Below are 19,856 nucleotides of genomic sequence, written 5' to 3'. Positions count from 1 at the left end.
CTGCAGTGCAGCATTTGCGATTGCCTGCCGCCCACCCCTCTGCGATAAATGCCTTTGCAATAAGATTTGCCGAGAAACGAAGGGCGACGGCCATGGCAGCAAAGATCGTTCCTGCTCCCGATTATGAGGACCGCGTCAGGACGTCCTTCGCGCGCCAGAACGCGATGATGACCATTGGCGCCGAGCTGACGCTGGTGACGCCCGGCATCATCGAGATCGAAATGCCCTATTCTGCGGCACTGACGCAGCAGCACGGCTTTCTCCATGCCGGCGTCATTTCGACGGCTCTCGACTCGGCCTGCGGCTATGCAGCATTCTCGTTGATGCCGGAAAATTCCGGCGTGCTGACCATCGAGTTCAAGGTCAATCTGCTGGCGCCCGGCAGGGGCGAGCGCTTCCTGTTCCGCGGCTCGGTGACCAAGCCTGGCCGCACCATCATCGTCGCCGACGGACAAGCCTATGCGTTCGCCGTCGACGGCGAGGCCAAGCTGATCGCCACGATGACCGGAACGATGATGACGGTGCTCGGCCGCGACGGCATCGAGGGCTGAGGAACGGGCAGGGGAGGATGGACGATCATGGCCGGCAAGGCACCTGGTGAGCTCAACCCGATCTCCGGCAAGTCCGTTCTCTTCGTCATGGCGGCCGAAGCCGAATACGGTCCACACCTGCAGCGGCTGTTCACGCCGCTGCTGACCGGCGTCGGACCGGTCGAGGCCGGTATCGGGCTCGGCGCCGAACTGTCCCGGCTGCACGCCGGGAAGGCGCTGCCGGATCTCGTCGTGTCGCTCGGGTCGGCGGGCAGCCGGACGCTGGAGCAGACGGAAATCTACCAGGCCGTTTCAGTCGCCTACCGCGACATGGACGCCTCGCCCCTGGGGTTCGAGAAGGGCGCCACGCCGTTCCTCGACCTGCCTGTCAGCGTGCCGCTGCCGTTCAGAGTTCCTGGCATCAGGCAAGCGACGCTGTCGACCGGGGCGGCAATAGTCACCGGCGCCGCCTACGACGCGATCGCCGCCGACATGGTCGACATGGAAACCTTCGCCTGCCTGCGCGCCTGCCAGCTGTTCGACCTTCCGCTTATCGGCCTGCGCGGCATTTCCGACGGCGCGGCCGATCTGAGGCACGTCGGCGACTGGACCGAATATCTGCACGTCATCGACGAGAAGCTGGCCGCCGCGGTTCAGCTGCTGGAACAGGCGATCGCCTCCGGCGCGATCGACTTCAAGCTTGTTGGGGCGGCAGGTTCTTAGCGTTGCCGAACAGCACGCCGATCATCCTGAAGCGAACGGCGTTGTCGCGATTGATGTAAGTGACTGACCCGGGCTCGTGATCGAGGGTCCAGCGTCCGGTCGCGCCGGTGTCCCAGTCGGCGACATAACCGTCATCGAGCATCCGCCAGCGCCCGCTTCGCGCCTCGCCATCGTCGAGCAGCATGTGCGCGGCACCCTCGCTTTCAAAATAGACGTAAGCCTCCTTGCCGTTTCGTTCCAACACATGGGTCATGCCCGGAATGAGCATTGCAAGGGTTTCCTTCTGAAGTGCTGCCATGATTTCCTCCTGAATTGAAGTCGCCGATTGCCTTGATCGGCATCGCCACTTAGAGTGAACTAGTAGTCAAGATGCTTGACTATGTATCGGGCGAGAAGAATTTGGTCAAGGGCCTTGACGAAAAACCTGAAACGCTGCCGGATCACATAGGTTGGCGGCTGTGGCAGGCGAGCCGCGCCTGGCAGACCGAGTTCGCCGCTGCGATGCGCGCTGCCGGCCATCACTGGTTCACCGAAGCGCGTGCCGGCCTGCTTGGACACATCCCGCGCGGCGGCATGCGCCAGTCGGCGCTGATCGAGCGCTCCGCGATCTCAAAGCAGGCGATTCAGCAATTGCTCGATGGCCTGGAGACGGAAGGTGTGTTGCAGCGTCTGCCCGATCCGCAAGACGGTCGCGGCAAGCTTGTGCGCTACACCCGCAAGGGCCTGGACGCCCTGCGCGATGGCGACCGCATCAAGCTGCAGATCGAACGGAGCTATGTTGCCCGCCTTGGTCACGAGCGTTTCGCGGCGCTGATGGACGCCTTGCGGTCACTCGATACAACGCAAACTGATGCATTGGACAAAGCCTCTGGCGTTGAGGACGACACACCGGAATCGAAGTGAAAGCGCGACCTCACAACCCATTGCGCCGACTCGTTTCTTTCTCTAAACGCTCGCCATGAAAACAGCCAATCATCCCGACACCGTCCTGATTGTCGATTTCGGCAGCCAGTTCACCCAGCTGATCGCCCGCCGCATCCGCGAGGCCGGCGTCTTTTCCGAGATCGTGCCCTTCCAGTCGGCCGAGGCGGCGTTCAAGCGCATCGATGCGAAGGCGGTGATCCTGTCCGGCGGCCCGGCCTCGACTGGTGACATCGGCAGCCCGCGCGCGCCGCAGATCGTCTTCGATGCCGGCGTGCCGGTGCTCGGCATCTGCTATGGCCAGATGGCGATGTGCGTGCAGATGGGCGGCGTCGCCGAAAGCTCCGACCATCGCGAATTCGGCCGCGCCTTCGTCGAGATCGCCAAGGACAGCCCGTTGTTCGAGGGCCTGTGGGCGCCCGGCCAGCGCCATCAGGTGTGGATGAGCCATGGCGATCGGGTCATCTCCCTGCCCAAGGGGTTCGAGGTGCTCGGAAAATCGGAGGGCTCGCCCTTCGCCATCTTCGGCAATGTCGAGCGCAAGATGTACGGCCTCATGTTCCACCCCGAAGTGGTGCATACGCCGGACGGCGCCAGGCTGCTCCGCAACTTCGTCCACAACATCGCCGGCATCGAAGGCGACTGGACGATGCGCGCCTACCGCGAGCACGCGGTCGAGACGATCCGCAAACAGGTCGGCAAGGGCAAGGTGATCTGCGCGCTGTCGGGCGGCGTCGATTCCTCGGTCGCGGCCTTGCTGATCCATGAGGCGGTCGGCGACCAGCTCACCTGCATCCTTGTCGACCACGGTCTGATGCGCAAGGACGAGGCATCAGGCGTGGTGGAGATGTTTCGCCAGCATTACAATCTGCCGCTGATCCTGGTCGACGCTGCGGACCGTTTCATCGGCGCGCTCGAGGGCGAGTCGGACCCCGAGAAGAAGCGCAAGACCATCGGGCGGCTGTTCATCGAAGTGTTCGAGGAGGAGGCCGAGAAGCTCGGCGGCGCCGATTTCCTGGCACAAGGCACCCTCTATCCCGACGTCATCGAAAGCGTCTCTTTCAGCGGCGGCCCGTCGGTGACCATCAAGTCGCATCACAATGTCGGTGGCTTGCCCGAACGCATGAACATGCAGCTGGTCGAGCCGCTGCGCGAATTGTTCAAGGACGAGGTGAGGGCGCTCGGCAAGGAGCTCGGCCTGCCCGACAGCTTCATTGGCCGGCATCCGTTCCCCGGTCCCGGTCTCGCCATCCGCTGTCCGGGCGGCATCACCCGCGAAAAGCTGGAGATCCTGCGCGAGGCCGACGCCATCTATCTCGACGAGATCCGCAAGGCCGGTCTCTACGACGCCATCTGGCAGGCCTTCGCCGTGCTGCTGCCGGTGCAGACCGTCGGCGTGATGGGCGACGGCCGCACCTACGAGTTCGTCTGCGCGCTGCGCGCCGTCACCTCGGTCGACGGCATGACGGCAGACTTCTACCATTACGACATGGCATTCCTGGGAGCAGCCGCCACCCGCATCATCAACGAGGTACGCGGCATCAACCGCGTCGTCTACGACGTGACGAGCAAGCCGCCAGGCACCATCGAGTGGGAGTGACGGATAAAAGCGGCGGCGATATCGTAGTTTGGAGTAGTTACGACAAGTCTTCGTGGGACTCTTGAGCGACCTCCAATGACTCAGGATCTTCCTCGTGTGATTTGATGGCGCTTTCTCGAAAAGTAAAGAGAGGTGTGGTCGGCGGAGTATATTGGCGTGCTGGAGCGTACAATTCGGCGGTTCGCTGGAGATCGGCGCAGCTGGCGTCGCAATCGGAAAATGAACGCAATCCTAGCCAGCGCAGCACGACAACTTGGCGACGTCCTTGGCAAAGCCGAGTGCCGCGAGCTTCAAGCCCTCGACAGTGGTTAAATACGGAAAGATCGCATCGGCAAGATCCTCGACGGTGAGGCCATGCCGGATCGCGAGCGCCGCGGTCTGGATGCTGTCGGCGCCTTCCGGCGCGAGAATATGCGCCCCGAGCAGCCGGCCGCTGCCGGCGTCGGCGACGAGCTTGATGAGCCCACGGGTATCGCGAGCTGCGAGCGCGCGGGGCACCTGGTCGAGACCGATTGTCGAGACGCGGACAGCATGCCCGGCCGCGCGCGCCGCCGCCTCGGTCAGGCCGACGCTCGCCACCTGCGGATCGGTGAACACGATGGCCGGCATGGCGCTGTTGTCATAGCGCAGGCTGTCGCCGTTGAGAGCATTCTTTGCGGCGAGCTTGGCGCCGTAGGCTGCCATGTAGACGAACTGGTCGCGGCCGGTGACGTCGCCGGCGGCGTAGATGCCGGCTCTTGTCGTGCGCATGCGATCGTCGACGACGATGCCGCCCCTCGGCGAGAGGGCGATGCCGTGCTCGATGAGCCCAAGGCCTTCGATGTTGGCCGTGCGGCCGGTGGTGATCAGCACCTGATCGGCGTCGATCGTCGTGTTCTGGTCGTCGCGCGAAACGTCGAGCGAAATGCCGTCCTCGGTCTTGCGGATCGCACGGTAGGCGATGCCGGAGACAACGGCGATCCCTTCGTCCTCGAAATACCCTGTCAGTGCCGCGCCGATCTCGGGCTCGGCCTCGGGCAGCAGGCGCGACCGGAACACGAGCGTCACCCTGACGCCGGCGCGAGCGAACATCTGGGCGAGTTCCGCTCCGATATAGCCGCCGCCGATGACGAGCAACGATCGCGGCAGCTCCCCAAGATCGAGCGCGGTCGTGCTGGCCAGATAGCGTACGGTCTCGATGCCAGGGATGGCGGGCACCGCCGGTCGCGCGCCGGTCGCGATTATGATCTTGCCAGCGGGAATGCGCGCGCCGTCTACCTCGACACCACCTTCCACGAGCCGCGCCGCGCCCTCGCGATAGGCGATGCCGTTATAGGCCGGCAGCAGGTCAATGTACTTGGCCTGGCGCAGATCGGAAACCAGCGCGTCCTTCTGGCGGACGGTTCCGCGCCAGTCCGTCAGCTCGGCCTCGGCCGCGATGCCGGCGAAACGTGCTGCCACGCGAGCGTTGTGAAGTGTCTCGGCAGCGCGGATCAGCGTCTTCGATGGGACGCAACCGATATTGACGCAAGTGCCGCCGATGGTGCCGTGGCCGATGAGGGCGACTTGCGCACCCTGATCGGCGGCGGTGATCGAAGCCGAGAAGCCGGCTGAGCCGGCGCCGATCACCGCAAGATCGTAGGCGCCACCATTGCGACCGTTCGTGCGAAAGCGACAGTCCGCGACTGCGGCCGTCTTCGATGTCGAGCCGACCGAGGATTCTGCCGCGGTATCGAGGCCAGCAAGGCTGGGCCCGAAAAGAGCCCGGCCAGCCTCCAGCGCTTGCTCGATCGACAGCCGGAATCCGGGCTCGTCCGTGGAGCGCTCGCCGCGCCAGGCAGAGAGGTGGTCGTCCGAACAGAAGAAGGCGGTCGTCGCACATAGCGAGCTGGCGGCGCACGCGCCTTCATAGCGGACGCTATGCCACATGACGGCCGATCGCGGCTCGATCTCGGCCAGCCCCCGCCCTTGGTTCCGCGTGGCGATCCGGATCGGTGCACCGCAATGGCGGCAGCGCGAAGCTATCGCGATGTCGCGATCGGTCATGGCGCCGATGCCGAGCGCGTCGACAGCGCACATTGCGTTGAGAACACGCCCGTCCAGTGTGACGTGGTGCCCCGTGTCTCGGTCCGTGAAGGGATAGGCGCCGACGATCCGCTCACAGTCGAGGACGACCAGGTCGCGACCGCGGAGCTCTTCGAGCAGAGGCCGGATGGCCGTCCCGCTCAACCCCGCGCGCTCCGCGAGCGCGCCTGCAGTCGGGGCTCGTCCGTTTTCGGCGTAGAGTTGGAGCAGTGCGACGCGAACGCGGTCCGTGGCGGGATCGTAGCCGCTCCAGCGATCGAACACATGGTCGGAGCCGACCATGGCCTGCAGGGCATCTTGGACCGCCGGCGATGTGACCACGGACCAGTCCGGAAACGTCACGCCGGGTCGCACGGTGTAGCTGGGCAGCGTCGCGGACGCCGAAGCTGCAAGCTTGTCCCGTGATGAGGAGGATGCGCAGCAATCATTCATGGTTTCACGCCTTCCTTATGAATCCTCGTCTCGCAGCCCGCCGCTTTTGCCCGGCAATGGTGGAAGCCTCACGCGACGAGACCGAGGCCCGCGACGATCAGGGAAACACCACCGGACCCGCACCCGCCAGCCATGCACTGAGGCTGGCCAGGGGCAGGCCCACGGCGAGGAGTGGCGCCGCGCAGCAAATCGCGGCGAGGATGGCGCCGGCCACGCCGGCGCGGACCAGGGCGCGGTCGCTCATCTCAACTGCCCTGCTGTGTCGGATGGGCCGGATAGCCGGCATTCATGCTAGCGGTCGCGATAGTATCCGGGTTCGTCTTAGCGTCGTCGAAGGTCACGGTCGCGGTCTTGGCTTCGAAGGAGACGGCGACCTTCGCAACGCAGGGGACCGCCGCCATTGAGCTCTGCACGATGTAGGGACATGAGGCGCAGGTCATGTTGTCGACAGCGAAGGTGACGGTGCGCTCGCCAGCCCACGCGGCCGGAGCCACGATAACGGAGCCGATCAGGGCGAGCGCGCTCAAATACTTGGTCATGGATGAAACTCCTTTGTCTCAGGCGCGAAGCAGCAGTGGGGCGACATAGTCGAAGGCGAAGGCGGCGATCACCAGCACGGTCGCGATCCAGAGCGCGAGCTGCACGAGGCCGTTGGGGATTGGGCGCGCGCAAGCGGCGTCATCGGCGCAGGCTCGCCTGGGCTTCCAGTAGACGAGGTAGAAGCCGCATCCGAGAAGGCTTGCCGTGCCGGCGACGAAGAATGGCTTGTAAGGCGCGAGCGCCGTCAGATTGCCGATCCAGGCCCCGCCGATGCCAAGGCTGAACAGAAGCAGCGGCACGATGCAGCAGGAGGAAGCCGCGAGTGCGCCGAGAATGCCGCCCACGGCGATCAGACGCTGCCGCCCGGCGTCGCCTCGTTCAGAGGCAGACAAGTCTGCAGCGGCAGTTTGGGCCGCCGTTGTTCCGGATCGCGATGCAACCGTGTCCGGCCTCTCTTCCTTGCCGAAATCCCAAGTCTGTCGTAACATGCAGTCTGTAGTCACTACAGGGTCAAGAGAGATTTTGCGATGCGCGATCACACCGTGGTGAAGGGCCTGCAGCGGGCCGAGCTCGCCCAGCGAACGGGATGCAACCTGGAGACCGTGCGCTACTACGAGAAGGTCGGCCTTCTGCCCGAGCCGCCGCGTACGACGAGCGGCTATCGCAGCTACGACACCATGCACGAGCGGCGCCTTTGCTTCGTGCTACGCGCGCGAGAGCTAGGCTTTTCCCTCGATGAAATCCGCGAACTGCTGCGCCTCGTGGATGAACGCGATCGGCCTTGCGGCGAGGCAAGAGATGTGGCCGCCGCCCATCTTAAGGACGTGCGGACGAAAATCGCTGACCTCAAACGGATGGAGCGCATGCTGAAGGAGGTGGTCGCGCAATGCGCTGACGGCACGTTGCCGGAGTGCCCGCTGATCGAGACGCTGTTCCAGGAGCGAACTACCGCATAAGTGCGTCCGAAGGCGACTGGACGATGCGCGCCTACCGCGAGCACGCGGTCGAGACGATCCGCAAACAGGTCGGCAAGGGCAAGGTGATCTGCGCGCTGTCGGGCGGCGTCGATTCCTCGGTCGCGGCCTTGCTGATCCATGAGGCGGTCGGCGACCAGCTCACCTGCATCCTTGTCGACCACGGTCTGATGCGCAAGGACGAGGCATCAGGCGTGGTGGAGATGTTTCGCCAGCATTACAATCTGCCGCTGATCCTGGTCGACGCTTCGGACCGTTTCATCGGCGCGCTCGAGGGCGAGTAGGACCCCGAGAAGAAGCGCAAGACCATCGGGCGGCTGTTCATCGAAGTGTTCGAGGAGGAGGCCGAGAAGCTCGGCGGCGCCGATTTCCTGGCACAAGGCACCCCCGACGTCATCGAAAGCGTCTCTTTCAGCGGCGGCCCGTCGGTGACCATCAAGTCGCATCACAATGTCGGCGGCTTGCCCGAACGCATGAACATGCAGCTGGTTGAGCCGCTGCGCGAATTGTTCAAGGACGAGGTGAGGGCGCTCGGCAAGGAGCTCGGCCTGCCCGACAGCTTCATCGGCCGGCATCCGTTCCCCGGTCCCGGTCTCGCCATCCGCTGCCCGGGCGGCATCACCCGCGAAAAGCTGGAGATCCTGCGCGAGGCCGACGCCATCTATCTCGACGAGATCCGCAAGGCCGGCCTCTACGACGCCATCTGGCAGGCCTTCGCCGTGCTGCTGCCGGTGCAGACCGTCGGCGTGATGGGCGACGGCCGCACCTACGAGTTCGTCTGCGCGCTGCGCGCCGTCACCTCGGTCGACGGCATGACGGCCGACTTCTACCATTACGACATGGCATTCCTGGGAGCAGCCGCCACCCGCATCATCAACGAGGTACGCGGCATCAACCGCGTCGTCTACGACGTGACGAGCAAACCGCCAGGCACCATCGAATGGGAGTGAGGGAAACGGTGATGATAGGCGGCTCTAGCGTAGAATTTCGCAGAAAATACAATGATTTGCGGGCAGGGCAGACTGCTAGCCAGGGCACATTATCAATGGAATTGACAAACCTATCAAGTCATTGAAATCGTTAAGTTTATCGGAGCGCCTGGCGCGGCTCGCAGCTTGTAGCAGATCACTCTGTGGGTACTTTTGACGGTGCTTTTCGTATCCGATAGAGCATTCTAAAAAGTACCGTCATTCGTTTTTGGGATTTGACGGTACTTTTCTGTGCGTCAACGCTTTGAAATATATAACGAAAATTGCCCGTAGCATGACATTTCTGCGCTGACGGTACTTTAGTTGTCGACATACATAGTTTCAGCTTTGGCTGCGGTACCGATCGATGTTCCGGACCCGATCGCAAATCGTCGGATGGCACCGTCGCATCACCTATCAAATGTTGTCCCGACTGCTGCCGGATCTGCGATGGAGAGAAGCGTCGACCGCATCCAGGCGGGAGCTTGGACCGCGGTAGATGCGAGCGTCTTTTTATCGTTGGGAGAAAGATGAGGTGCCGCGATCTGTGCAAGCTCGGCCGCGCGCGCCGGCCCAATATGACGAAGCGCCTGGACGACGGTCCCGGCCAAGCTGCCCGGAGCAATCAAATGCCTATCCGCCCGCGTGGTCGTTGCCACCGTGCGCGGCGATGAACATGGCGACGGCCGACCGGCAATAGGATTCGATTTCGTTGTCGTCCTCTGCTCTCGCCTCATCGAAGCGTGCGATAATCAGGAGATCGGATCCTTTGAAAAGCGCGGCAAACAAGCGGGCGGACCGGAGAGGATCGGGCACGTTCAGAACCGCCTTCGCGTGCAACTGACGCAACAGGGCCTCGATTTGGGCGATGACATGGGCGGGGCCGGCTTCGTAATGGAGCTTGCTTAACGACTTTTGATTCGTCTGGTCGGCCATGATCATGGCTTCGACACTGCGGACGTCCGAGCTCAACAGCGTGCGAAGCAGGGATGATCCCACCGCCATGAGTTGATCTTCGACCGAACCGTCGACGCCTTCAAAAGGGGCCTGCGGTGCAAACTGATGGCAGCGGGTCGCGATGGCCGCGCTGAACAGCGCCTCCTTGTTCTCGAAGTGCCGATAGATGCTGAGCTTGGATATCTTCGCCCGCTGGGCGACCTTGTCCAATGTCGTCGCTTGAAAACCCAATTCCACAAAGAGTTCGCACGCGGCGTCGACTATCGTTTGGCCAAGCGCCTCGTTGGCGGGCCGGCCGCGCCGGCCCTGGCTGTTTACGGTCACGACAATTCCAGTACTTGACAGTATCCTAATTCGTGCATTACGATACCATGTAGTATCGGAAATGTGCAAGCCAGTGGGTAGGTTTCAACCTGTTGTCCAAATCAAGTTTCCCCGGGCCGCCCGGCGATATCGAATGCGGCATTGTCCGGCCGGTCAACACAGATGGGCGACTTTCTCGCAGAGGCCGAAGCCCTGCTCGCTGCCCGTCTCGAGCGCGTATCGCTGGACGATATTGCGCGCTAGGCCCAGCCCAACCCCCTCCATCCACGACACGGAGCCCATCACCATGGATGACGTCATCATCATCGGCGGCAGCTTTGCCGGTCTCGCCGGCGCCCTGCAGCTCGGCCGTGCCCGCCGCAAGGTCACCGTTCTCGATACCGGCCTGCCGCGCAACCGCTTCGCCGGCCACTCGCATGGTCTGCTCGGCCACGATCACAAGCCACCGCTGGACATCCTGGCCGAGGCGCGGCAGCAGCTGGCGCGTTATCCCACGATCAGGCTGGTCAATGCCCGGGCCGACAGCGTCTCCGGCGCCGTCGACGATTTCTCCGTCCTCACTGGCGATGGCGAAAGCCTTGGGGCGCGCCGCCTGATCCTGAGCTATGGCGTCGCCGACCAGATGCCTGATGTTCCGGGCTTTGCCGAAGGCTGGGGCACGTCCATCGTGCCCTGCCCCTATTGCGACGGTTTTGAAGTCGCCGGCCAGCATTGGGGCCTCGTCTGGTCCGGCCCGCAGTCGCACCAGTCTGTCAGGCTGTTCCACGATTGGACCGACAGGTTGACGCTCTTCGCCGATGGTCACGACATTCCGCCCGATATCCGGGCCGATCTCGCGCGTCGTAACATACCTGTCGTCGATGGCCGGATCACCGAGATCGCCCATCACGGGGGCCATCTCGCCACCGTCAATCTCGATACCGGCCCCAATGTCGCGGTCGACATCCTGTTCGCGCATCCGCGCAACAAGCCGTCCGCAATCCTGCATGAATCGCTGGGCCTCGCCACGGTCGATACGCCCCTCGGCATCGCCCTCAAGGTCGACGAGCGCCGCGAAACCAGCATGCCCGGCATCTACGCCGCCGGCGACCTTGCCAACCCCCTCATGCCCTCGGTCACCACGGCATCATCGCACGGCGCGATGGCGGGCATCTTCGCCCAGCAGTCGATGCTGGTTTGAGAGCACAGATTCCCTTCTCCGGTTGCCGCGGGCTATCAAATTCAGAAGGTTGCGGGCCGGTGTCACGGAACGCGGGCCCCCTCTCGCCTGAGGGGAGAGCCTAGCAAAGAAAGAATCAGAACAAGGATATGGCATGGCAGAGAAAAATGTTTATCAGGTAGCCGACTGGAATGGCCAAAGCGGGGAGCGCTGGGTCGCTTACCAGGCCCGGCTCGATGCCATGATGGCGGTGTTCGGCCAGGCCGCGATCGAAGCCGCCGCGCCCGCCACGGGCGAACGCGTGCTGGACGTCGGCTGCGGCGCGGGGGCGTCTAGTCTGGATCTGGCCGCCCGCGTCGGCGCGGGGGGCCATGTGCTAGGCGTGGACATATCCGAACCGCTGATCGGCAGAGCGCGCGCGCTAGCGCCGCAGGATACGCCGGCCCTGTTCCAGGTGGCCGACGCCAGCAGCACCGCGTTGCCCGAGGGCGCGTTCGACATCCTGTTCTCGCGCTTCGGAGTGATGTTCTTTGACGATCCTACGGCGGCGTTCGCTCATATGCGCCGTGCGCTCAAGCCGGGCGCGCGGGTCGCTTTCGTCTGCTGGCGCGGCATGGCCGAGAACGATTGGGTGCGCTTGCCGATGGGCGCGATCAAGGGCATCGTCCCGCCGACGGCGCCGCCCGATCCCGAAGCGCCCGGCCCGTTCTCGTTTGGCGACCAGGGGCGGGTGGCGCGTATTTTAACGGCGGCTGGCTTCACCGATGTCGCTATCGCGCCATTCGATGCCTCCATCCCGTTCGGCGAGGGGGGGACGCGGGACGCGGCGATCGACGACGCGGTGGAGATGACACTCGAGGTCGGCCCGCTGTCGCGCGCTCTCGCTGATCAGCCCGACGACATCCGCGCCCGCGCCTCGGCCGCGGTTCGTGCCGCCTTCGCGGGCCTCCCCGGCGAGCGGTCGGTGATGATCGACGGCGCGGCGTGGATCGTCATCGCACGCAATCCGGCAAGCTGACAGGGATTAACAGGGGAGACGCCCCCGCTCGGTGGAGCGGGGCGTCTTTGGCCGGTCAGATTGATGTCCCTTCTGGCTTGGAAGCCGCCATTAGCGAGCTAGAGGCTTTGATGGCGGGGTACAGCGTTTGCACGACACTCGAAAACGTTGGTGCACGTGCTTACGGAGCACGTAGCGGGTACGACGTCCGCACGCGATGTATTCGAGGCTGCACAGAACGCCGCCAAGGCGTAAGTCCGGGACGGATCAAGGCATGAGAGGAACTGCGTGTCGTTCAGGCTCTTGCGAGCCGTGACGGTCTTTTTGCCGACGGGATCGTGAAGGCACAGCTAAAGAATGTCGAAAATCGACCAATCGATGCCGATAGTCGCTGAAACCGAGCAGATTTTGAATCGCCGAAATTCTCCTTTGAATTCAAGAGCGCAAATTTCTGACGGATCGGGGAGACGGTTCTTCATTGCGTGCAGAAAGAATTTGTGCAGGGAATTCAATGCGTTACGATCACTTAAAACAATCGAGTGGGAATGATGGGGCGTACGGTAGAGTAGGTTGGAGTACTGTCGGATATATTCGGAAATTGTTGGTCAACGATAGGAAGCGATAGTTCGCGGGCGATTCTGCAAGAACAAGCAGCCGTTTTGCAGGTCGGCGATAGACCTTCGATTATGTGTAGAGAGGCTCAAAGGGATCGATACACCGCGCCGTCCACAGCACATGCTTTGGATTGGAGCGCCGATCCAATTCCTCGGACAATAGACATCATGTTCCGTGGATTTGTATCATGGTCTAAGCCCCGGGGCGGGACCAACGAGACGAGCGCACGGCCGCCGAGCACAGCGGGGACGGCGCCGTAGCTGAATACGTTCTCGTGCCTCGCATAGTTTCAGAGTGCTCCCGCAATGCGTGGATCGTGCGCATGCCCGTGCGGCAGATCCCTGTAGACTTAAGCGTGCCATGCTTCAGCAGCTTGGCCGACAGCGGACCCGAGTTGGCGAACGGAACAATTTGGTCGTCCTGCTACGCGACGAAGCGGACCACGCCACCATCCACCCGCAAAGCCGCGCCGGTGGTCGCCGAAGCCTGCTCCGAGCATGTGTAGATGATCATGTTGGCCACCTCATCGGTGGTCGCGAAGCGGTGGATGAGGCTCGTCGGACGCATCGCCTGCAGGAATCCCTGCTCGGCTTCGTGCTGCGTGATTCCATTTGCGTCAGCCTGTTTCGCCATGAAGTTGCCCAGGATCTCAGAGCGGGTAGGTCCCGGCAGGACGGCGTTGACGGTGACGCCCGTGCCCGCGACCGCCTCGGCAAGCCCGCGTGAGACCGCGAGTTGAGCGGTCTTGGTCATGCCATAGTCGAGCATTTCCTTAGGGATGTTGACTGCGGATTCGCTACTTATGAACACGACGCGGCCCCAGCCTTTCGCCACCATCCGCGGCAGGTAATGACGGCTCGCGCGCACGCCACTCATTACGTTCAACTGGAAGAGGTCAAGCCAGTCCTCATCGGGGATATTTGCGATATCCTCGACGCCGTTGTAGCTCCGGATGTGTGCTGTACCGACGTTGTTCACAAGGATATCGGCGTCCGGCGCATGCGCGATCAAGGCCTTTGCCCCCTCCGCTGTCGCAAGATCAGCGGCGATACCCGAGATGTCGCTGCCGGGGAAGGCCTGCCGCAGCTGCCGCACCGCCTCATCGACCCGAGCGTTTCCACGGCCGTTGACGACGACCGATGCACCGGCACGCGCCAACCCCTCCGCCGTCGCGCGGCCGATACCGGCGGTGGATCCGGTAACGATGGCCTTGCGGCCTTTGAGTTCGATATTCATCTCATTCATCTCCAAAATTAAATAGGAAGCGCAATCAATCCACTGTCGTCTTCGCTGTTTCCGCCTCCGCTGCGTGGGCGAGGCTTTCGACCCAGTCTTGGTGATACCGGTAGAGTGCGCCGGGATGTTTGCGCCCGAGCTCATCGAGGAAGAAGGGGCCCTGCTGCGTTTCCTCGGTCAGCACATGGCAGCCATGGTCTGTAGGCGTGATGACCCAGCCATGGTATGCGCTTGAGCCGGTCTCGTCGCCATCAACTGTCGTCGCCCATGCGAGCCTGCGAAGGGGCTCGCATTCCGTCACGACCAGACTCATCGGAAATCCAACCGTCACACGGCTGTATCGCGTTCCGAGCGCCAGTTCCGGCTCCCCCGTCAGAATCTTGACCTGATCCTCGGCGGGAAAGTAGCTCGACCAATTCTCGGCTTCGACGAGCAGCTTCCAGACCGCTTCAGGCGGCGCCTTCACGTCAATGTCGTTGAGTGCGTAGATGGCCGACGTTTTCGGATCATATCGCTCGGGCCAGGTCACATGGTCGTACATCGATTACTGCTCCTTCTTGAACAAATCCTGGAAGATGAGCTGGCCCCAAGTGCGGCCGCGTGCCTGCACCAGCGCGCCACCCTCGTTGAGCTTTCCCAGCTTGACGGGTGCGAACCCGAGTTGTTTGGCCAAGGCCGCCACGGGAGCGGTCGCGTCCTCGTCGTCGCTCGACAGAAAGACGACACGGTGCCCGCCCTCGACGATCGGATCGGCAGCCAGGGTGGCCGCAACCAGATGATTGAACCCTTTGACGAGCTTGGCGCCGGTGAACGCCTTCGCGACGAAGGCGGAGGACGGCAGGCCGTCCAGCTCTTCAGGGACTGGAAACGCGTTCATCGCGTCGATGACCGTCTTGCCTTTCCAACTCGGCAGGGCTTTCGCAACCTCGCGATGCTCCCCGAACGGGACCGCCAAGATAATTGTGTCGGCCTCGAGTGCATCCCGCAGCGACTTGGCGACGACCGTGGGTCCAATCGCCCGAGCCTGCGGCGCCAACGCCTCGGGCGGCCGGCGGCTCGCGACGGCCACGTCGATGTTTTTACGGGCGAAGGCGTGGGCGAGGGCCTGGCCTATCTTACCGAATCCTACAATTGCGTAGCTCATAATGCTTCTCCGATCCGTGTTGGTATTGATTCCTTCAACGGCGCTGGGTTATTCGTTCCGCTGTGTGGCGACCTTTGCGTGGTCGTTCCACCATGGACACGCTAGTTCCCGCCGGTCAGCCGCTTCCCGTGATCCGGCGCGATTTCAGATGGCCGAGAAGCCGCCATCGACAGACAACTCCACCCCATTCACGAAGCTCGAATCGTCGGAAGCAAGAAACAGCGCGGCCGTCGCAATTTCCTCAGGACGCCCCATCTTTCCCCGCGGGATCAGGGATTCGAACATCTGCTTCGCCTCCTCGGTCAGAACTTGGTCCTGCATCGGTGTGGCGATCGGCCCCGGGTGCAGCACGTTCACCCGGATATTCCTGCCCTTGAGTTCGTTGAGCCACCCGCGTGCGAATGCGTGCAGCGCCGCCTTGCTCGCCGCATACACGCTGTAACCAGGAAAACCTTTCACCGAAGCAACTGACCCGGTCATGAAGATCGATCCGCCATCGTTGAACAGCGGCAACGCCTTCTGAACCGTAAACAGCGTGCCGCGCGTATTCAGGCCGAAGGCCGCATCGAAGTGCTGCTCGGTAATCTCGCCCAGTGGGACGGCTTCGCCCGTGCCGGCGCTCGCGTACAGGACGTCGATCCTGCCCTTTTCCCGCTTGACTGTATCGAACAGGCGGTCGAGGTCGTCGAGATTGGCCGCGTCGCCGCGCACGCCGGTCACGTTCCGGCCGATCAGCTTGACGGCCTCGTCCAGCGCCTCCTGTCTCCGGCCCGTGATGAAAACATAGGCGCCTTCTTCAACGAACCGCTTGGCGCTCGCCAGCGCCATGCCGCTCGATCCACCCGTGATGACTGCAACCTTACCCTCAAGCTTTCCCATGACTTCTCCTTTCGTGGTGTCGGGACGGCATCTGCCTCCGAGAACCTCGAAATGGGTCCGCCGGCGTCAGTTGTTGAGTGCGGAAGCGCGCACATCGGTGGTGCGAAATCGATCCGGCTGGACGACTGACGCCAGCCGCGACGATCGGCGTCCGCCGTTCGGAATTGAGCCGCGCTCGTCGACATAGGCTATGATGACCGCCCGTACTGCTGTTCGATGTGTTAGATACGGGCTTTGGAAGGCGCACCGCGCGGTGCCGGATTGCACCATGATCGACTGGGATGACGTTCGCTACTTTCTTGCCGTCGCGCGCGGAGGCTCGGTGCGGGCCGCCGCCGAGCGCCTCGGTGTGAACCACTCGACCGTGCTGCGACGCGTCGCCCAGCTCGAGGAACGCCTCGGGGTGCAGATGTTCGAAAAGCTGCCTTCGGGCTACCGCCTGACGGCTGCGGGCGAGGAGGTCCTCGAGTTCGCGGACCAGATGGAAGTGTCGTCGCACCTGCTGGAGACGCGCGTCTTCGGGCGCGACCAGAGCGTGCGCGGGCTTCTGCGGGTGACGCTGGCACCGCCCCTCGCGACACACCTGCTCATGCCGGACTTCGCCGATTTCGCGCGTCTGCATCCGGATATCGAGATGGAAATCTTGTCGTCCGGCGAGCTGGCAAATCTGACCAACCGAGAGGCCGACGTCGCGATCCGCGTCGTCTACGACCGCAAAACCCTGCCGCTCAATCTTCATGGCCTGAAGGGACCGGAGGTGTTCGGCGGCGTCTATATGTCCTGTGATCGACTAGCCGCGTGGCGTGCGGGCGCGCCTGATCCCATCCGGTGGATCGTCATAAGCATTCATGGAATTCCGGAATGGGCCAGCGAGGGTGAGGTTCGCACCACGGGGGTTCCCTTCAGGACCACGGACGCCGAGGCGCAGATCGTTGCTGTACGGCAAGGGCTCGGGATCACGACACTGCCCTGCTTCGTCGGCGATGCCGACCCCCTACTGGTGAGGGTGCCGGGCACCGACCTGCACATGTACGGAACGCTCTGGCTTCTCACACAGGGGGAGACACGCAAGACGAAGCGCGTACGGCTCTTCACGGAGTTCGTATCCCGCAGGCTCGCCGCGTACGCGCCGCTTCTCGCGGGGCTGTCCATATCGCGCGACTGACGCCTGGCAGGTCGCCGATGGCGCTGTCTCGAGCGTACCGCTGTAGAAGGGCCATTCTCGGCGTTGAAAAACAATTGCTCTTTGAAGACTGTGGCGCGTACAGCTATTTCGAAATCCATGATTGGTATGAGAAGCTTCGCCCGAACCGCGCCGCACGAATGATGACGCGCAGCGCAACCAAATTGGGGAGGATTCAAAATATTAGTATGCGATGTTTGATTGTCACGGCTCATCCACTCAATCCAAGCCTTTGCCAAACGCTTTCGAAAGCAGCTATCGACACCCTGATGGATGCGAAGCACCAGTGCCGACATGTTGATCTGTATCGATCTGGCTTCTTCCCGGCTCTTACACCGGCGGAGCGCGCGAGCTACTATTCCGGATTCGAGACTACAGAGGTAGCTAAAGAGATTGAGGATCTTCTCTGGGCCGAGACTATCGTCTTGATTTTTCCCACGTGGTGGTTCGGACCTCCAGCTATATTGAAGGGCTGGTTCGACAGGGTATGGGTGCCTGGTATTGCCTACGATCACGCAGCCGATCTTGGTGCCATACAACCGCGACTTCGCCAGTTAAGGAAGGTGGTTGCAATAACAACTTTGGGCTCCCCTTGGTGGGTCGATTGGCTGATCCTCAGGCGGCCAGTGCGGCGTGTTCTCAAGACAGCTATTCTGAATACCTGTGCTCCTCAAGCCTCGCTTACGTTCCTTTCATTTTACAAGGTTGAAAGTCTGCCTAGGCAAGGTGTCGATGCTGCGATAAATCGCATTAGATCAATGCTACAGCGTCTATAGCTAAGCCCCGTCACAATGCTCCTTTTCCTTGAAGGGCGCACGTAGAGCAATGCCCGTGGGGACAGCGCGGCTCGTGACCGCTGCCCTTATCGGTATGTACGCGCATACGCGCCGAAAGCGTCACCATCGGTAGATGGCAGCACCGCGGATATCACCGTCACGACATGGCATTCCTGGGCGCCGCCGCCACCGGCATCATCAACGAGGTGCGCGGCATCAACCGCGTCGTCTATGACGTGACGAGCAAACCGCCAGGCACCATCGAGTGGGAATGAGCTCAAATTCGGTCCGACGGACGTTAGGGTGTCGGGTGGGTTGTGATCAGGCGGGAACGTACGTCACTCTGATCGCGTCCTCGCCAACCCGGTCGCTGGCCACGAGACGCAGCGGCGGCCGCGGGCCGGCGAAGAATGGCTTGCCGCGACCAAGCACGATGGGACGGAAGTAGAGCCGGTACTCATCGATAAGGCCAAGCTCGGTCAGACTACCCGCAAGCTCCGGTCCGGCGACTTCGATCTCGCCCTCGTGTTCGGCTTTAAGCGCCCTAACGAACCCTTTGAGATCGTCGTCCACCAGCGTGGCGTTCGGCCCGACCGACTTCAGGGTGCGAGAGACGACCCATTTCGGCTGCGCCCGCCAGGCCGCCGCAAAGTCGCGCCCGACCTGGTCCTGTCCCGACTGATCCTCGTCCCAATAGCGCATTACCTCGTACATGCGCCGGCCGTAGAGGCTGCCGGCGATCCCGCGCACATGGGCGTTGAAGTGGCGATGGAGCGCCTCTCCGGGCATCGGCAGCCCGGGCCCGCCCTCGGCGCCAGCGACATAGCCGTCGAGCGACTGCATCATTCCGAACACAAGCTTCGCCACGCACAGGCTCCTATCGATCGACGACGATCCGAAGGGATCGCATTCATTCAAACCTCGCCCTCACTTCGCCGGTTCGCTGGCTGCACACATTCTCTGACGTGTTCACGTTGGCCGGTAAATCTGCGCCACCGCGCCCCCCGGGAAGGCTTTCGAGCTCACCAGCTTGAGAGACATCGGCGCGACCAGTTCGGAGAACAGCGGCAGGCCTTTGCCCAGCGCCACGGGGGCCACCATCAGGGCGAGCTGGTCGACCAGTCCTTGGGCGACGAGACTGCGGGCGAAGCTCACTCCGCCGTGGGCGATGATCGGCTTGCCCTCTTGGGCTTTCAACTTCGCGACTTCCTCCGCCAAGTCACCGCTCGCCACATAGGCCTCCGCCCAACTTTCACCACCGGGCTGCAACTTCGCCGGCTGTCCGGTTCCCGCGTTGACGGCGCGAGCCTCATCGAGCGCCGCCGACTTGCTCACCTCCCTCAGGATCTCCGGTCCCCGTCGTGAGAAGACGGCCTTGGGGATCTGGTTCATCGGCGCCGCGAACTGCTCGCAGGAGGTCGGCCACCAGGCGGCCATGTCACGGAAGCTGCGGCTGCCCATGATGTGCAGGCTCGAGTTCCATATGAACTCTACGCCCGAGGCCTTCGCCTCTTGATCGGCGCCGAACATCCATGTGTTTCGGCCTTCCAGGTCACTCACGAAGCCGTCGATCGATATGGACATCTTCAAGATCAGGTCTCTCATCGCGTCTTCCTTGCCCTGGTGAGACCCAAGGACGGGCCAGATCGGTCAGTTCCGACAATTCGTTGCGGGATAGTCCGACAACGCTTGCACGCCGCCGAAGAAGGGATACCGAGCTTCCTTGCCTAGTCGGCGAGGGTGTCGTTGATGCCGCGCCAAATTCTGGTTCAGCGCCGTTTGTCAAAGCAGCGCACCTGAAGGTTGCGGCTGAGGCAACTGCCGTCCGTCAGGT

General features: G+C 62.8%; 21 protein-coding genes and 3 pseudogenes. 11 read left to right on the top strand and 13 right to left on the bottom strand.

Annotation, left to right across the window (positions count from 1 at the left end; genetic code table 11):
* The first annotated feature begins 92 nt into the window (after nt 1-92).
* Complete coding sequence (locus tag NKI47_RS22740) at nt 93-551, top strand: PaaI family thioesterase (RefSeq protein ID WP_023677140.1); 459 nt, start codon at nt 93-95, stop codon at nt 549-551.
* A 27-nt stretch (nt 552-578) separates the two neighbouring features.
* The gene (locus NKI47_RS22735) at nt 579-1,253 is read left to right on the top strand and encodes a 5'-methylthioadenosine/S-adenosylhomocysteine nucleosidase (protein WP_352593734.1); all 675 of its coding nucleotides are present in this window, start codon (nt 579-581) and stop codon (nt 1,251-1,253) included.
* Here NKI47_RS22735 and NKI47_RS22730 read toward each other — a convergent pair.
* Entirely contained in the window at nt 1,225-1,551 is a 327-nt protein-coding gene (locus tag NKI47_RS22730) for a hypothetical protein (RefSeq protein ID WP_352457583.1), read from the bottom strand. The genes NKI47_RS22735 and NKI47_RS22730 overlap by 29 nt on opposite strands.
* Nucleotides 1,552-1,622: 71 nt before the next feature.
* Between NKI47_RS22730 and NKI47_RS22725 the strand changes: the two genes are divergently transcribed.
* Entirely contained in the window at nt 1,623-2,156 is a 534-nt protein-coding gene (locus NKI47_RS22725; RefSeq protein WP_352593733.1) for a MarR family winged helix-turn-helix transcriptional regulator, read from the top strand.
* A gap of 55 nt (nt 2,157-2,211) precedes the next feature.
* Nucleotides 2,212-3,774: a glutamine-hydrolyzing GMP synthase gene (gene guaA / locus NKI47_RS22720; protein ID WP_352593732.1), complete on the top strand. Its 1,563-nt coding sequence runs from the start codon at nt 2,212-2,214 to the stop codon at nt 3,772-3,774.
* Between the two features lie 231 nt (nt 3,775-4,005).
* On the opposite strand, the gene merBA is transcribed toward guaA (NKI47_RS22720), so the two are convergent.
* From merBA to NKI47_RS22700, 4 genes are all read right to left on the bottom strand, one after another.
* Nucleotides 4,006-6,270, bottom strand: coding sequence for a bifunctional organomercurial lyase/mercury(II) reductase MerBA (gene merBA / locus NKI47_RS22715; RefSeq protein WP_352593731.1), 2,265 nt, complete (start codon nt 6,268-6,270; stop codon nt 4,006-4,008).
* Nucleotides 6,271-6,367: 97 nt separating this feature from the next.
* Nucleotides 6,368-6,514: a hypothetical protein gene (locus tag NKI47_RS22710; protein WP_352593730.1), complete on the bottom strand. Its 147-nt coding sequence runs from the start codon at nt 6,512-6,514 to the stop codon at nt 6,368-6,370.
* Between the two features lies 1 nt (nt 6,515).
* Nucleotides 6,516-6,809 (bottom strand): cation transporter, encoded by a 294-nt coding sequence (locus NKI47_RS22705; RefSeq protein WP_352593729.1) that lies wholly within the window; start codon nt 6,807-6,809, stop codon nt 6,516-6,518.
* Nucleotides 6,810-6,827: 18 nt separating this feature from the next.
* Nucleotides 6,828-7,298, bottom strand: coding sequence for a mercuric transporter MerT family protein (locus NKI47_RS22700; protein ID WP_502898071.1), 471 nt, complete (start codon nt 7,296-7,298; stop codon nt 6,828-6,830).
* Between the two features lie 39 nt (nt 7,299-7,337).
* Between NKI47_RS22700 and NKI47_RS22695 the strand changes: the two genes are divergently transcribed.
* Together NKI47_RS22695 and guaA (NKI47_RS22690) are read left to right on the top strand one after the other, a co-directional pair.
* Nucleotides 7,338-7,766, top strand: a complete 429-nt coding sequence (locus NKI47_RS22695) for a MerR family transcriptional regulator (protein ID WP_352593727.1) — start codon at nt 7,338-7,340, stop codon at nt 7,764-7,766.
* Nucleotides 7,767-7,780: 14 nt separating this feature from the next.
* A pseudogene (guaA, locus tag NKI47_RS22690) lies at nt 7,781-8,734 on the top strand (glutamine-hydrolyzing GMP synthase); the annotation flags it as partial.
* Nucleotides 8,735-9,385: 651 nt separating this feature from the next.
* Here the strand turns inward: guaA (NKI47_RS22690) and NKI47_RS22680 are convergent.
* Nucleotides 9,386-10,033 (bottom strand): TetR/AcrR family transcriptional regulator, encoded by a 648-nt coding sequence (locus tag NKI47_RS22680; RefSeq protein ID WP_352593726.1) that lies wholly within the window; start codon nt 10,031-10,033, stop codon nt 9,386-9,388.
* Nucleotides 10,034-10,319: 286 nt separating this feature from the next.
* Between NKI47_RS22680 and NKI47_RS22675 the strand changes: the two genes are divergently transcribed.
* Nucleotides 10,320-11,213 (top strand): NAD(P)/FAD-dependent oxidoreductase, encoded by an 894-nt coding sequence (locus NKI47_RS22675; protein WP_352578814.1) that lies wholly within the window; start codon nt 10,320-10,322, stop codon nt 11,211-11,213.
* A 133-nt stretch (nt 11,214-11,346) separates the two neighbouring features.
* Nucleotides 11,347-12,210, top strand: coding sequence for a class I SAM-dependent methyltransferase (locus tag NKI47_RS22670; protein ID WP_352578785.1), 864 nt, complete (start codon nt 11,347-11,349; stop codon nt 12,208-12,210).
* 900 nt (nt 12,211-13,110) lie between these two features.
* On the opposite strand, the pseudogene NKI47_RS35195 reads toward NKI47_RS22670, so the two are convergent.
* From NKI47_RS35195 to NKI47_RS22650, 5 genes and pseudogenes are all read right to left on the bottom strand, one after another.
* Nucleotides 13,111-13,224, bottom strand: a pseudogene (locus tag NKI47_RS35195) (alpha/beta fold hydrolase); the annotation flags it as partial.
* A 3-nt stretch (nt 13,225-13,227) separates the two neighbouring features.
* The gene (locus NKI47_RS22665) at nt 13,228-14,040 is read right to left on the bottom strand and encodes an SDR family NAD(P)-dependent oxidoreductase (protein ID WP_352578786.1); all 813 of its coding nucleotides are present in this window, start codon (nt 14,038-14,040) and stop codon (nt 13,228-13,230) included.
* 34 nt (nt 14,041-14,074) lie between these two features.
* Nucleotides 14,075-14,581 carry an SRPBCC domain-containing protein gene (locus NKI47_RS22660; RefSeq protein ID WP_352450990.1) on the bottom strand — a complete coding sequence of 169 codons (507 nt, stop codon included), beginning with the start codon at nt 14,579-14,581 and terminating at the stop codon, nt 14,075-14,077.
* A 3-nt stretch (nt 14,582-14,584) separates the two neighbouring features.
* Nucleotides 14,585-15,184 (bottom strand): NADPH-dependent F420 reductase, encoded by a 600-nt coding sequence (locus tag NKI47_RS22655; RefSeq protein WP_352593725.1) that lies wholly within the window; start codon nt 15,182-15,184, stop codon nt 14,585-14,587.
* 144 nt (nt 15,185-15,328) lie between these two features.
* Nucleotides 15,329-16,063, bottom strand: a complete 735-nt coding sequence (locus NKI47_RS22650) for an SDR family NAD(P)-dependent oxidoreductase (RefSeq protein WP_023676197.1) — start codon at nt 16,061-16,063, stop codon at nt 15,329-15,331.
* A gap of 268 nt (nt 16,064-16,331) precedes the next feature.
* Here NKI47_RS22650 and NKI47_RS22645 point away from each other — a divergent pair, with 268 nt between their 5' ends.
* The 3 genes and pseudogenes from NKI47_RS22645 to NKI47_RS22635 all read left to right on the top strand — a co-directional run.
* Nucleotides 16,332-17,228, top strand: a complete 897-nt coding sequence (locus NKI47_RS22645; RefSeq protein WP_023676196.1) for a LysR family transcriptional regulator — start codon at nt 16,332-16,334, stop codon at nt 17,226-17,228.
* Between the two features lie 17 nt (nt 17,229-17,245).
* On the top strand, nt 17,246-18,022 hold the full coding sequence (locus tag NKI47_RS22640) for an NAD(P)H-dependent oxidoreductase (protein ID WP_352593724.1): 777 nt from the start codon (nt 17,246-17,248) through the stop codon (nt 18,020-18,022).
* 108 nt (nt 18,023-18,130) lie between these two features.
* Nucleotides 18,131-18,297, top strand: a pseudogene (locus tag NKI47_RS22635) (GMP synthase (glutamine-hydrolyzing)); the annotation flags it as partial.
* A 46-nt stretch (nt 18,298-18,343) separates the two neighbouring features.
* Here NKI47_RS22635 and NKI47_RS22630 read toward each other — a convergent pair.
* Nucleotides 18,344-18,889: a dihydrofolate reductase family protein gene (locus tag NKI47_RS22630; RefSeq protein ID WP_023676194.1), complete on the bottom strand. Its 546-nt coding sequence runs from the start codon at nt 18,887-18,889 to the stop codon at nt 18,344-18,346.
* A 102-nt stretch (nt 18,890-18,991) separates the two neighbouring features.
* The gene (locus NKI47_RS22625) at nt 18,992-19,627 is read right to left on the bottom strand and encodes a dihydrofolate reductase family protein (protein WP_352593723.1); all 636 of its coding nucleotides are present in this window, start codon (nt 19,625-19,627) and stop codon (nt 18,992-18,994) included.
* Between the last annotated feature and the right edge of the window lie 229 nt (nt 19,628-19,856).

Origin of the sequence: Mesorhizobium sp. M0633 (genome assembly GCF_040320645.1) — a bacterium.
Lineage (GTDB): Bacteria > Pseudomonadota > Alphaproteobacteria > Rhizobiales > Rhizobiaceae > Mesorhizobium.
The sequence above is the reverse complement of the archived record's forward strand: the minus strand, read 5'-3'. Positions and strand labels throughout refer to the sequence as shown.